10 protein-coding genes are annotated in these 14,156 nt (G+C 57.0%); 5 read left to right on the top strand and 5 right to left on the bottom strand.

Annotated features, from left to right (window positions below; all coding sequences use genetic code 11):
- Positions 1-341: 341 nt before the first annotated feature.
- Positions 342-1,241 carry an SDR family oxidoreductase gene (locus tag CEE69_RS04410; protein ID WP_099259715.1) on the top strand — a complete coding sequence of 300 codons (900 nt, stop codon included), beginning with the start codon at positions 342-344 and terminating at the stop codon, positions 1,239-1,241.
- A 53-nt stretch (positions 1,242-1,294) separates the two neighbouring features.
- On the opposite strand, the gene CEE69_RS04405 is transcribed toward CEE69_RS04410, so the two are convergent.
- The 5 genes from CEE69_RS04405 to CEE69_RS04385 all read right to left on the bottom strand — a co-directional run bounded on the left by CEE69_RS04405 (position 1,295) and on the right by CEE69_RS04385 (position 6,281).
- Positions 1,295-1,837 carry a TadE family protein gene (locus CEE69_RS04405; RefSeq protein ID WP_099259714.1) on the bottom strand — a complete coding sequence of 181 codons (543 nt, stop codon included), beginning with the start codon at positions 1,835-1,837 and terminating at the stop codon, positions 1,295-1,297.
- Between the two features lie 108 nt (positions 1,838-1,945).
- A complete protein-coding gene (locus CEE69_RS04400; protein WP_099259500.1) occupies positions 1,946-3,079 on the bottom strand; it encodes a VWA domain-containing protein in 1,134 nt (377 codons plus the stop codon).
- 16 nt (positions 3,080-3,095) lie between these two features.
- Entirely contained in the window at positions 3,096-3,497 is a 402-nt protein-coding gene (locus CEE69_RS04395; protein ID WP_099259499.1) for a TadE family protein, read from the bottom strand.
- Between the two features lie 263 nt (positions 3,498-3,760).
- Positions 3,761-4,867 (bottom strand): DUF481 domain-containing protein, encoded by a 1,107-nt coding sequence (locus CEE69_RS04390; RefSeq protein ID WP_099259498.1) that lies wholly within the window; start codon positions 4,865-4,867, stop codon positions 3,761-3,763.
- 175 nt (positions 4,868-5,042) lie between these two features.
- Positions 5,043-6,281, bottom strand: a complete 1,239-nt coding sequence (locus CEE69_RS04385; protein WP_233214685.1) for a DUF6655 family protein — start codon at positions 6,279-6,281, stop codon at positions 5,043-5,045.
- Positions 6,282-6,493: 212 nt separating this feature from the next.
- Here CEE69_RS04385 and CEE69_RS04380 point away from each other — a divergent pair, with 212 nt between their 5' ends.
- From CEE69_RS04380 to CEE69_RS04365, 4 genes are all read left to right on the top strand, one after another.
- The gene (locus CEE69_RS04380) at positions 6,494-7,330 is read left to right on the top strand and encodes an iron-sulfur cluster transporter (protein WP_099259496.1); all 837 of its coding nucleotides are present in this window, start codon (positions 6,494-6,496) and stop codon (positions 7,328-7,330) included.
- Between the two features lie 278 nt (positions 7,331-7,608).
- The gene (locus CEE69_RS04375; protein ID WP_099259495.1) at positions 7,609-12,225 is read left to right on the top strand and encodes a DUF4332 domain-containing protein; all 4,617 of its coding nucleotides are present in this window, start codon (positions 7,609-7,611) and stop codon (positions 12,223-12,225) included.
- 184 nt (positions 12,226-12,409) lie between these two features.
- A complete protein-coding gene (locus tag CEE69_RS04370; RefSeq protein ID WP_085978436.1) occupies positions 12,410-12,628 on the top strand; it encodes a small basic protein in 219 nt (72 codons plus the stop codon).
- A 237-nt stretch (positions 12,629-12,865) separates the two neighbouring features.
- Positions 12,866-13,921 (top strand): acyl-CoA desaturase, encoded by a 1,056-nt coding sequence (locus CEE69_RS04365; RefSeq protein ID WP_099259494.1) that lies wholly within the window; start codon positions 12,866-12,868, stop codon positions 13,919-13,921.
- Positions 13,922-14,156 lie beyond the last annotated feature (235 nt).

Raw genomic sequence — 14,156 nt, 5'->3', positions numbered from 1 at the left:
AAGGAAAGACGGGCGGTCCTCATTGTACCCCACCAACCAGGTCTTGGTTCAAGGTCTCAGCGGTCGCGGCAATGTCGTTCAGGAGATAAAGTGCCGTTGCAACGCGTGCAATCCAACCAAACCACCCTATCGTTGCGGACGATCATGGGCGGCAGATCGGCCCTGACGGCGGCCCATCGGCCACGAAAGCCGGTGCTCCAAGTCGTTGGATGCCGCCACGAAGCGGATCGTTCGCGACTCACTCAGTTTAGTTGCCGTTTTCCCGCGAATCCGCCGCTAATCGCGACAGTTTGGTGACCTTCCACCGTTCCTCTCTTTTTTCCAATCGCCAGATCATCAGCATGTCGAACTCGTTGCTCATCATCGGTTGTGGATATTTGGGACTGCGAGTCGGGCGAATCGCCCAACAATCAGGCTGGCAAGTCCACGCAACCACCCGAAGCCGATTCGGAACCCTGGCGGCCGAAGGTTTCGACCCCATCGCGTTTGATTGGAACGATTCGCGGACTTTGCGGCACCTTCCATCTGCCACCCATGTGTTGATCGCGGTGGCCTATGATCGCCACAGTCGAGTGGACCGATTCGCGTCGCAGGTTGATGGACTGGCACGTGTGATTCGGTACCTGGACGATGGCCGTCCCGCCGAACAATCCGCCGACCTTTGCTACATCAGCACGACTGGGGTCTACCACCAAACCGGAGGTGTCTGGGTCGACGAATCGTCACCCACTCATCCAACTCGAGAGGGCGGCAAGGCTCATTTGGCCGCAGAAGCCAAGCTGCGTTCTTTGCGAGTCGGTCGACCAACCACGACGCTGCGACTGGCGGGAATCTACGGCCCCGGACGAGTCCCCCGTGCAGCCGATGTGATCGCTGGGCGTCCGATCGCTTCACCGCCGACCGGTCACCTGAATTTGATTCACGTCGATGATGCCGCGACCGCGGTCATGAACAGTTTCGACAACCAGCGGTTTGCATCGCGCGCACGCTCACCGCTTTACGTGGTGGCAGACGACGAACCAGTCGTGCGACGAGAGTTCTACCAAGAGATCGCACGTGCGACCCGGTCGGCGGAACCGACATTCGTGGATCCAATGGTGGATTCCGGAGTTCGTTTCCGTAGTGAAACGGACAAACGAATTTGGAACCGTCGCGTTCGCCGCGACTTACTTCCGCAGATGCAATACCCAACCTATCGCGAAGGTCTTCGCGATGTTCTTCAAAGCGTACCGCGAACGTAAATCATTCGCTGACGTGGAACGCTCACTCTGGCGGGATGTTCCACCACGCCCGACTACAACAATGGTGGCGGCGGAGGTGATGGCTCCTGAGGCTCTGGCTCAGGTTCCGGAGCCGGTTCGGGATCCGGATTGGGTTCAGGCTCCGGCTCAGGATTTGGATCTGGTTCCGGCTCGGGTTCTGGCGGCGGTGGAGGTGGTGGAGGTGGTGGAGGAGGCGTCGGCATCGATTGGCTCATCACCATCGCCGCGCGTTCGGTCAGCAACCGAGCCCGTCCTTTGAGGTTCTTTCCGAACAGTTCCGGACTGATCCAGGTGTTCATCTTCAAGGGAACCCCCACTTCGACTTCGACCTGCGTCGTCGCTTCAGTGATCTTCTCAGGAGTCACTTTCACGGTCGCGTCGCGAATACCAATCGCATCCATGTGGCTTTGAACCACTTCCTCGACGTTTTCCGCGGTCGCACCGGTGATAATTCCTCGGCGGGCACCGATGTAGGCAGCATGATCGGCGGAATGTCGAAGCATCGTGACACGCGTCAACTCGATGCCCGAAACCAAGATGGTGAACAAGACCGTCGAAACGACCGCCATTTCCACCACGGTCGCTCCGTGACGTGCGGACGCACGCGAGCGAAATTTTGAATGCAGCAGTTCAAGCATGATGCGATGTCACAGTAGAAAGTCAAACAAGGTCGGGCAATGATGTCACTGCGTCATCAACGACGGCAGCTTCTTCGCGATCTTCTGAAATGCGTTTTGCAATTGGCTCGCATCGGTGGCGTGGAAATTCTCGCCCCCACACGCTTTTGCCAAATTGGACATCCTTGATTGATCGGCGTCGTCGCTGAACGTGATCGTGAACAACGTCACTCCGTGGTTCTGCAAATGATACGTCATGCTCTCAGGACTCTTGCCGGTGTTGTGATGACCGTCCGTCATCAGCACCATGACTCGCACCGCGAACTTGCGAGCGTGAGTGGCGTCCGTCAGCGCTGCTAAACCATGTTCCAGCCCATATCCGACACTGGTTCCGCCACCGTTGAATTGGTACGAAACGGCGTCGAGTTGATCGGAGATCGCTGAATAGGTGTGCGTTAGCTCACAATCCCGACTGGCGTTGTCGGAATAGGTCGCCAAGCAAAGCTTTTCATACTGAGGCGAGTCATCCAGAAAACCGTTGAACGAATTGACAGATGCGACCAAATCCAACCATCGTGAATTCGGCGGGACGGGTTCGCCATAAGTCCACCCGGGAGGTGCCGACGCAGGATTGACGTAAGGGTCGGGCGTTTCGTCACTCGCGTAAGCCATCGAACCACTGCGATCGATCACCAATGCGACGTCCATCGTGCTTTGCGTGCTGACGGCGACTCGTTGAGGCCGAATTTGCAAGTTGGTCCCCATCGTCGGAAATAACGGCGAAAAGACCGGTTGCGGCGAATTGGCGAGTGACAGGGTGGTCAGCCGAACCGCATTGCCGAGTTCTTCTCCTTCGGCCAATGGTTCGAAGACATAACCTTCTTCGAGACTCTCACGGACGCTGATCCCAAATTCGAGATCGTCCATGTTGATCGGGACGACTTGTCCTGCGACCGGGTTTCGTGCCGCAGCGTCTCGAGCCGCAGCGAGCGCCGCGTCTTTGTCGCCGGTTTGAATGTACACACGACCGGCGGCGCAAACCGCGGCATCGGTGACAACTTGACTGTCGGCGGTGACCGCTTCGACGTAGGCGACGTTGATCACGTAAGCCGCCAGGATCAGCAGCACCGGCAACATGATCACCAGCAAGACGATCACGGCGCCGCGACGTTTCTCACAGTTCTTATTCAAGTGGGGCATCTGAATGATTCCGCTGTCACGGTTTCTGGAGGGTGACCGACTCGGCCAAGTCATAATTTCCAAATCCCCATCCACCCATCAAAGTGTTCTCGGAGAAAGGGGCCCGGACCTCAACCGTGAACCACTCACCCGACTCAAGCGTGTCTGGGTTCATGGGGTCCATGACAACGACGATGCTGTTCAGTCTTTGGTCGGTGCTGAGAGTTTCGCACTGCCACTCGACGTTTTCAGCGTGAGCTTCCGGGAGCACGCCAACGCGAGCCCCTTCGTAGGCGACCATCTTCATTTTTTGCTGCAACCGAATCATGGTGCACGCTTCGACGGTGCCCATCATGACCACCAACAACAACGGCAACCCCACGGCCAATTCCGTGACGGCGATCCCGCTGCGATGTGGTGTTTTGTTTCGAGTGACCATGAATTGGTACCCCGCGTAAGAAGGTTCAAACGTCCGCACCTTGGGCGAACAAATGCATCCTACGTCACAAAAAACCACCACTCGGTAAGCAATCGGGTGGAAGCAAGCATTCTTAAAGCTCGGAACGGCACGCGGCCATGCGATTCAACCGGATGTTCGGATTGAGACGATCCCACCGGCTGAAACACGCGGAACGGTCGACCGGCCACGGTCACGTCCGCAACCGGCGATCGAGCTTGTCAGGACTTAGAAGTTACCAGCGATCAGAATTTGTAGAGCAACAACGCTGAGTAATAGAAGTCGTTCTTGAGTGCACCCTGCGGCGTGCTGTCGTAGCGGTCCGTCACTGACAATCTAAGCGAAAAGTTATCCGAATCACTGAGCAGAGTCTCCCAAGCCAAATCGGTCACCAACCGATAGTCGCTGAAGTCGTCCCAGGCTGGGAAGAAGTCCAACTTCGCCTTCACCTTTTGACGCGAAGTCAACTGGTGGTCGGCTTCAATCCCAAACACCGCTTCAGGGATCCACGAATCATCAGGCGCACCAATCTCCTTGGACGCACCAGCACCGAAGCGAGTGACCAAGTTCGTATCGTCGTTGCGAATCCAGTAGTACCCGACACCAGCGTTCAAGTTCAAACGCAGATCAAACGCTTTGAACTCGTCAAACTCCATCCCGAACTTTCCAAACAGCGACCAATTGGAATCGTTGATCAAGCGATCGTAGTCCAAGTTGAACCGACCATTTTCTTCGGTCGTGACGTCGTTCGCACTGGCTTGTCGATAGTCGAAATCCAACGCCAAAGTGTATCGGTCCGTTTTGCGTTTCATTTCCAAACCGGTCTGGAGCGCCAGCGTGTCCGAGTTGCCCGAACTGCCGTCCAATCCAAACTCAGCATGGTTTGTCCATCCGTTTGTCATCCAGATCCACGGTCGCTGGTACCAAGTCACCACTTCTTCCTCCAACGGAGGCGACTCAACCACATGTCCCGACTCGACGACGTCCGCGTAACTGGTCGATTGAATCACTTCATCCGGCAGCGGCGTCTCGAGGATCGGTGACTCCAACTGGGCGGGAGACAAACCAAACTCCTCGTTCCAACCAGACGAAAGATCGTTCATGTTCAGCGAAGAACCGCTTCCCGGCGCATCGGCTGGCAAACCCATCGAATCAACCGCGGTTGGAACCGGGACCGATGGCATTGCTGAGGCTGTCACCGCCGGTGATGACGGCAGGTCGTATCCCGAGCCATTGAACACGGATTGACCGGACTGCCAACTGGGAACTGTCTGAGCGTGAGTCACGCTGGACAACACCAGCCAACCGGCAAGCGTGAACAGAAAGGGGTTGATGGAATGAATTCGATTCATGGTTTTGATCTATGGGACAAGTTCATCCAAAAGAACTCCGGATGCTGAATGCCAATCGGCGGTGCATCGGATATTCGGTTTGGTTGATGAATTTGCGACGTCCGAAACACCTACTGAACAAATCTTCTCAGCTGCGTGTACAAAAGCCGCGTCCCTCGTGAAAGAGGGAATATTCTCAGCGCAACTTTTTCTTGATCGGTGGTGCGGCGATCTTCTCAGCTGGCTGTGCCTCTTTTGATGTCGGCTCTCCGGACGCCTCTTTGTCGCCCTCTGAGTCGCTCGCGGATTCATCTTTGGCAAGCATTTCCGTTGCAGTCACGCTCGGTAACGGTTCGCCGGGCAACAACCCGCCGCCGATCATGCTCTGGTTTTCGTCACCCAAAACAGGGTAACCACCGTCGAATCGCGTCTCCGCGGTGTAGTCAACTGGCGGACGACTAAAAACTTTTGGCGGTGACCCAGTGGATCGCCGTCCGAATCGCAAGAGCTTGGTCCCAGCCAATCGGGTCTCTTCACGAATGGACCCACCTTGGAACGGCCCAACGCCCATCACCCAAGTATCTCGAGCAGTCGATCGCGATCGACTGATCCCTGATTGCCAGATGGCTTCGCGAGTCTTCCGGTCGTAAGCAAACGCAGCCACTTTCGCGGCTCCTTCACGAGCGTCGCGACGGGCGATGGCGATTTCCGGGATCTGCGGAACCGAAGGTGAACTCGGCAGAAGCGAAACTGTCGAGTTGATCGCGTTGTTCTCTGGAACACCGAGTGTCACGCGGTGGTCGTCGTACCCCAACGTGCCAATCCGAGCCTCGATGATAATGTCAGCTTCGGAGGCACTGTCTTGCAAGTAGCACCCCGCAGCCATGACCTGTTGACGCAAAGCACTGGTCACGTAGTCAGCGTTCACGATCGTGGGCACTTTCGCGGATCGCAGGTAGCTCGTGTCGAGGTAAACCTTCTCACCCGTCAGCGGTCTGAAGTCAATCGTTGAAACGCTGCGGTCAACGGCGTCAGACAACAACAATTGCTCGGTCGCCTGGCGTTCCTGAGTCGTGCCGCAACCTGAAAACAGACACATCATCCCAATTATAAGGATCGACATCGCGGAACGGTTCACGAGCCCGCGATCGGTCTTAGGTACAACTTGTTCGTAAGGCGTTCGCAAAGATGCAACCAGACGTTCGCCAGCAGCGCAGCGGTGATCGGTGGGGAGAGCGGCCAATCGGAAATGCAGCCGGTTCCGATTCATCGGACAAGCGATCTGTGAGTAGAGAGGTGGGTTGTCAGGGTGGGCGGTTTCGACATGAAACCGGTCGAGGATCTCCTCGACGTTCCGAGGGGTAGCAAAGAAACACCACCAATCGCAACGGAAGTTCTGTATCAACGCGGGCAAAACGCCCGGACCAATCAACATGTGAAACACTTTCGAATCAAGGAACCAAACACTCGCTGCAGCCATCGCCGAGTGGGCGACGCTTGAGCGTGCTTCAGTCAAAGGTGTGAAAACCGAAGAAAGATTCAACGCGCTATTCTGATTGTTCCGAAAAAAGAAACGGAGCGGACGCGCGCAAACGCCGAACGCTCCAGATATCTGCGTCCTTCAAACATCCAGAGATTTGGCTCGTCATGCCTCCAATCGAATCCGCATCCGCCAACACCATGCACTACTTAGTACTGGGTCTGGCCGCCGGATACGCTTGTTTGGGATGCATCGTTTTGTATGGGTTGCTGTCCAGCCACGGCAAAGCCCGCGAGCAACGTCTGGAGGAACTTCGTGCAAAGCGAGAAAGCAAGCTGGCTGCCAATCGAAACGAGTCGTCGCCACAAACGGCATCAACAAACATCGACGACAGCAAAGAGATTCGTTTGCTCCGGGCGGAGCTTGCGAGATTCATCAAGGTATCCGCTTCGATCACCAACGAGTCTCAAAACCTGCACCTGGAAGTCGCTGCTTTGCGGATGCGAATCGAAGCACTCGAAAATGAATTGGCCGGTCACTTCGAAGACCACAACCAAATCGACTCGATCAGGCGAATCGATCCCAAGGCAACTGCAACGAAGCCACCAAAGCAATCCGCGAATCCAACCACCATTGCTGTTGTTTCGGAAGAACCAACCGAGTCACACGGCGAAACCCAGGACAAGAACGGGATTCCCATCCGAGAGCACGAAGAACTTGGACTGCTCTACATGGCTCGCCCGAAATCACCGGACGACCTGACACAGATTTGGGGCATCGGTGTGGTCCAGCAAACAGAATTGCAGGAACACGGAATTTTCTACCACCATCAAATTGCGGCCTGGTCGGCCGAACAAGTCGGCCATTTTGACAATTGGATGAAACTGCAAGGACGCATCAAACAAGAGATGTGGGTCCCGCAAGCGATTCGCCTGTCTCGTCAAAAGGCTGGCAAAAAGGCGGCAAAGAAGAAAAAGAAGCAGCGTGAACGACGTGCCGCGTGATCCGCAAATGCCATCGCAGCGAAGTGCTCTTTGAGCAATCTTTCCACGTCGACTGACCACAATATGATTTTTTGGTCTTGTCGCAGTTTCACGAAATCGGCCTTTCCACGAATTTGCCGATTCGTCTAAAGTCTCCGCGAGTTCACCCATTCCAGTGGTGAACAAAGGATCCCGGCAAAGGTTCCCGCAAGTGGGCAGGATGGCCCTCTTTTCTTTGCCAAGGACCTTGGACCCTTACAGGGCGTGATCACGCGCAGCCACGGAAGGAGCGTTTTGCGATGTTGTTGGATCGAATCGAAATCGACAATCATGGCCCGTTGAACCGGGTGGAACTTGGACCGCTGTCTCATCACTTGAATGTGGTGCTCGGCCCGATCGGATCCGGCAAAACCGCGATCAGCCGCTTCATTCGCGACTCACTTGTTTCGCGACAGTATCCCAACGGAATGCTCAGCGGGTCGACCGGACGAGTCGTCTGGGTCGACAACAACGGATGGGTCCACTGCCGCCGCGAAGCCGATGGCACTTCCAACGGTCGCCGCACGGTCGAATTCGAACCACGCAGCGAAACCACCACGGCATGGGAAGGCTATCACGACGGATGGTTCGGCAACCAAGATGGCGCCACCCCAACCAAAACCAACACAACCTTGGCGGCTCGCGCTCTTCGCAGCGTGCAAATGCCTGAATCGATCGTGGACGGAGTGATGGTCGACACGACTGTCACCAGCGTTTCTCGAGTCGTCGCTGCTTGCATCCAATCGGGACTGGATCGCGAAGGGTTGGCAACGCTGCCCTACGAATCCGAAACGGCACGCTACACCCACAGCCACCCCGCCTACAGCAACTCGGTTCAATCTGGCGAATCGGTTCATTCGTTCACAGAAACCGACGATCGCCGCCGACGGGCCTTGCGCTCGGAATTGGCCGACGTCGAAGCCCAATTGGCCGCACTGCCAAACCAAGAACTCGAAGCATCAGATTGGTACGGCAGCACCTGGGACAACGAAGTCGCTGACCTCCAACGTCAACGCGGAGAGTGCGTGCGTCTTCGAGACTCGCTCATGGCTCGTCGTAATGTGATCTTGGCTCATCGTTCGCGAGCGGCACGATACCAAAGCGTTCACACCGAGCGCCATCGTCAACACACCCAGCGATTGCACGAACTGCACACACAAGCCGACTCGTTGCGAGCCCGTGCGGCTGGCCTAAAACGCTGGATCGCCGATCTTGACGCCAAAGCCTACTCGGTGCCTGGTTCGGTTGCCTCGGCGGTCGGGCCTTACACCCACGGCACCGATCCACTGGCCTACGAAGCTGTTCATCGCGATCACTACACCGGCAACGGATACTTGACGACCGACCTGCGATACGCAGCGAAGTTGTCGGCAACGGAACTGCGAGACCAACTGCGTCACGCAGATTCGGAAATCATTCAACTGCGTCGAACACTGGCCGAAATTCGCGGTCTTCGAGATTCAATCGCGACCGCTCGCCAACATGCTTATTCCGTCGATGTCGATGGAATTCGTGGACGCCGCTACGATCACTTTATCCACGCGATCGATCGTTACTCGGTCGATCACGCTTGGGATGATTTCTATCGCGACGCGTATCGTCCGCTGCACCAGATCGACGACATTGATTTGCGAATCAACTCAGCGACACAGCAAATCGATTGGTTGCTCGGTCGCATCGAACGCGAAACGGCTGCCGCAACAACGGGTTCGGTCGATCCGCTCACGTTCGAGCCACTACGAGGTGCCTGGAGCCGTCAAAGCTCGCTCGCATCGACCCTGCGTCAAATCCGAACGGAACTTCGGCGTTCGCCTTACGTGGTTGGCGATCACGTCGACAACGTCACGCGTCAACTCGCCGACACGCTTGATCAGTTGCTCAACGACCGGGCTCGCATTGTCGAAGAACTTGCCGCATCGCGAAGTGAACTGCATGACTTTGCAACCATCACCGGCCGTCACCCGGACTGGGTCGCCGAACGCAACGCTCGCATCAGCGAACTGCACCAAACCGAAACCCAACTGCGAAGCGTGCTGGATGAAACCGCTCACGTTCGCCGCAGCCTTCGGTCCTTGCCCATCGTAGACGCTGACTACCCAATCGGAATGCCTGAATCGGCATTTGACTTGGCATCGGTCGATGATCGCCTGCGTCAACTCGATCGAGAACTGCAGGCCTTGGCCACTCGTCAACACGAACTGGAACAGATCACAGCATCACGTCCAGCCGTTCGTCCAGTGGTTCGAAACGCCCGCCGCACTGAGTTGCTCCGCCGTCGAGACGAATTGATCACAGAGCTGAATCGTTACCGTCCCGCCACCCGAGCCGAATCTTCGTTGGTTGAGCTGGCCAGTCGCTGGCTGGTTCGCTTGTCCGGTGGACGCCATCGCCGCGTGACGTGGACCACTTCCGCCGTCAACGTTGATCCTCATACGCTGGAAAGAAGCGAAGCGGAAGGTCGGTTCACCAACACTCGATCGATCGCCGCGGGACGCCAAGTCCACGTGCGAATCGATGATCAAGACGAAATGAGCTTGCCGGGCGTCACACGTGCCGTCGCTGCGATGGCCGTTCGCATGGCAGCGGGTGAACTGATGGATCGAACCGGACGTTCAGTGCCATTGATTCTCGAAACACATCGCGAATTATTCACCGCGGTGGATGGTCGTACCGACATGCACGGGCTGGACAATCATGGGCTGAACGATGCCTTTCGTCCTTGGACCGCCGAAGGCGTGACCGGCGACGCGATTGCCTCGGCACTTTCCGACTACGCATCACCCGGTCGCCAAATCGTGTTGCTGACCAGCCACGATCCTCTGGCATCGTCGCTCGCTCGGAGCGGTGCTCGAACCTTCCGCCTGCACGCCTCACGAGTCGTACACGCTCACCAACCAGCATGGCGAAACGGTCGTCGACAAGATCGCTACGTCGGCCCACACGGACTGGACAGCCAAACCGAACTCGGAACCGGCCAACGTTCACGTTGGTTCAACGGAGCATCGGCGGACGTGAACCATGAGTTCGAAGCTGCCTATCGCGAAACCGCGGGACTGGACGAAGACCAATGGGTCGGCGGACAGCAACCCATGCACGGTCAGCCATCGGTTTACCCTGCCGCTTCGGTTCACACCAACGGACACCAAACCTCAAACAACGGTTTCGTCCCCAGCCATCCGGCGTCCGCAACCGATCACGCTCCTTCGGGAACGATGTATCGCGACGGATACTACTACGCCGACCAAACGACTTCGACACTTCCCGCGGCAACTAACGGAACCCACGAACATGGTGTTCTCGCAAATGGTCACGCGACGGAATCGGAAGTCAACGAGACTCCATTCTTCCTGACCGTCGACAGCCCCATTGATTCGGCACCGTCGATCGATGGAGTCGCCGCGGCACGCCTTCGCCGGATTGGAATCTCGCACATCACTCACTTGATGAGCCAAGACAGCAACCGATTGGCCGACACACTCGGATTGGCTGGCGTCGACGCTCGCACGATTCGTCGCTGGCAATCGGAATGTCGCTTGATGTGCCGCGTTCCTCAACTGCGTGGCTTTGACGCTCGCGTTTTGGTGGGTTGCGGAGTCACCGACCCAGCCCAACTGGCAGCGATTCACCCCAGCGATTTGCTGGACCAAGTCAAAACGTTTTTGGCCACCGAACGCGGCCAACGCATTTTGCTCAGCGGTTCGAGCTACGAACTCTCTCGAATCACCAGCTGGATCGCATCGGCAAACCAAACCGCTCAAGTCCGAACCCGCACTCGCACCGTGGACGGTCGCACGTTGAACGGTCGCTCTCGCAGCACACGTTCGCTCAACCATCGTTCATCGAACGGACGCCACGTGCTCGATCGCGATTTGGACCTCGGCAACGACTACGACGACGATGCCTTCGATCAAGAACGCTACGAAGTCGAAGCCGCCCGCCGCGGTCGCCAACTGGCCAACGAAATGCAATCGCTTCGTGAAAGCAAACGCCGCGAGAGCGAACGCACCCGCTCGCGAACGCTGCGAAGCCGTGACAGTGAAGGCGGCCGAACGAGTCGCTCACGCAGCTCGGTTCGCAGCTCCTCCAGCAGCCGGACTCGAAATGGATCATCGTCCGCAAACGGTTCCGGCAGCGGAAACGGATACGGGCAGGGTTCGGGCAACGGAAGCGGATCCGGAAACGGCTCCGGAAATGGATCTGGAAACGGCAACGGTTCCGGAAACGGCCGAGCCAACCGCTCGCAAGGCGTCGTCTCGATGCGAGATCACGAATCTAGCCGCGGCCAACGAAGCTCGCGTACCGAGCGTGACTCACGCGGAGAACGTGAACCTCGAGCAGAACGTGAAGCACGTGGCGAACGGAAATCGCGAAGCAATCGTTCCGAGCGAAGTGAACGCGGAGAACGCTCCAGCAGCCGCGAATCTAGCAGCACGACTGAACTGCGTTTCTACTTGGAACGAGCCAGCGACGTTGTCGATGCACCATCGATCGGACCTCGAATGGCCGAACGCTTGAACGAAATCGGAATCTACACCGTCGATGACTTGCTGAAATCAACCCCGGAAACGGTCGCCGAACAGCTCAACCATCGTCGAGTCGAAGCCGAAACCGTGCTCGCATGGCAGCAACAAACCACGTTGGTTTGCCGCGTGCCGATGATGCGAGGCCACGACGCTCAATTCTTGGTCGCCGCCGGAGTCACCTCCGCCGAGGAATTGGCAGATCAGAACCCGGTGACACTTTTCGGAGAGGTCGACGCCATTTCGCACTCCCGCGAAGGCAAACGCATCGCTCGTGGTGGCAAGCTTCCTGACCTGGAAGAAGTCACCGAATGGGTGACCTACGCCGCCCAGCACCGATCGTTGCAAGCCGCCTAAACCGGCCCCGATGTTCACTGGCCCCCGTTTTCGGTCTCGATTTCGGGGGCCGGACGCTTAAACTGGCCGATTGTGACTGGACAACCGGTAACCGCTGGACTTACGACTTGCCAGCAAATCGAACTGTCGATAACCTGTTCGACTTGACCATCCGAATTCCCCCTCGATTTTGACACATTTCGCCATGACCATGGATCGCAGCCTCAAGGTGCAAGCCGGGGCCATTAAGAGTCGCAACGTCCTGACGCGTGCTGAACGTGTCGAGCGTATGAAGGATCTCGACAAATTCAACGAAGAGTCGAGCATCATTGGCATGCCGAAGACGCGTGTACTCAAAGTCTCGCTGAAGAAAAAGAAGAAGGTCAAAAAGGCCGACGAAGCCGACGACAAGAAAAAGAAGTAGTCGCGGCCGGAGCAATTGGCTCCTTCTCAACGAAAACAGCAAAAGGCGGTGCATCTCTCTCGATGCGTCGCCTTTTTGCATTGATTTTGCGAGGATGGGCCGCATGTGGCGGATTTGTTATCAAATCACCCTCCCGAGCGGTTCGAAAGCTAGCTAGCATGGCCCGCAAAGAACTGTCCACTCTGGGAGTCTCGGCTCCCGCTCGGCCATGAATTCCAATTCACCCTGGTTTTGACGATGTCGACATCCGAAGCCCCCGCTCCAACTGAAGCCGCGAAACGCGACAAGTTGGTTTTCGACGAATCCAACGATTTCGGGTCTGGCGCCGTCCCGACAGAAGCCATGGCCGTCGGCGAATCTGGCATCGATCCGCAGCGATTGCCTCGCCCGGAAGAAACCCAGCCACTTCGAATCATGTGGCAATACGTGATCGTGCTGTCCCTGGTCCATTTGGTCGCTTTGGCGGCTTTCGTTCCAGCTTGGTTTTCGTACCTGTTCACTTGGTCGGGCCTCATCGCCGGGATCGCCGGCCATTTTATCTTTGGCATGTTCGGCATCACGATCGGCTATCACCGATTGCTGACCCACCGCGGCTTCAAATGCCCGAAGTGGATGGAACACACGCTCGCGATTCTGGGCATGTGCAACCTGCAAGACAGCCCCGCACGCTGGGTTGCGATTCACCGGATGCATCACCAACACAGTGATCACCAGCCCGACCCGCACTCGCCACTGGTCAACTTCCTTTGGGGACACATGGGCTGGGTCGTTTGCCGACACAAAGATCTCGACAAGACCAGCCATTACGAACGCTATGTTCGCGATTTGCTGAGAGACCGCTTTTACCTCAAACTCGAACGCAAGGACGGATGGTTCTTTGTCTTCGTCTTCCACGCAATCGTCATTTCGTTGATCGGCGGAGTGGTCGGATACGCGGTCAGCGGTGGCGATTGGGCCGTGTCCTACCGCTATTTGCTGTCTTGGACGGTGTGGGCAGTCGCGATGCGAACCGTTTTCGTCCTGCACGGGACATGGTCAGTGAACTCGCTCAGCCATGTGTTCGGGTATCGCAATTACGAAACGCGAGATCACAGCACCAACAATTGGCTGGTTGCATTGATTAGTCACGGCGAAGGTTGGCACAACAATCACCACGCGACTCCACGTTCGGCTCGCCACGGTCACAAGTGGTACGAGTTCGATATGTCCTGGGGCATCATCCGCGTTTGGGAGATGATGGGACTGATCACCGACGTCCAACGCCCCACCAAAGCCAGCGTCGCTGGGAAGTAGTCAGACGCTTGGAGGGCTGGCTGGAGCAAGTCGCAGTCTTCGATTGCGCTCGTCTCGGTGGGGGACCACCGAGCTACAGGTTGTTTTGCCGTAGGCCATGTCTCACATGGCACCCCAGCCGATGCTTTGGAACAAAGCGAGGCGTATCCCCAAACATTCGCCATTGGCAGGCAGGAACGCCCACATCGCTCGAGTTGCGCTCGTCTCGGTGGGGGACCACCGAGCTACAGGTTGG

The organism is Rhodopirellula bahusiensis (assembly GCF_002727185.1).
Classification (GTDB): domain Bacteria; phylum Planctomycetota; class Planctomycetia; order Pirellulales; family Pirellulaceae; genus Rhodopirellula; species Rhodopirellula bahusiensis.
This window is presented reverse-complemented; position numbering and strand designations above follow the sequence as displayed.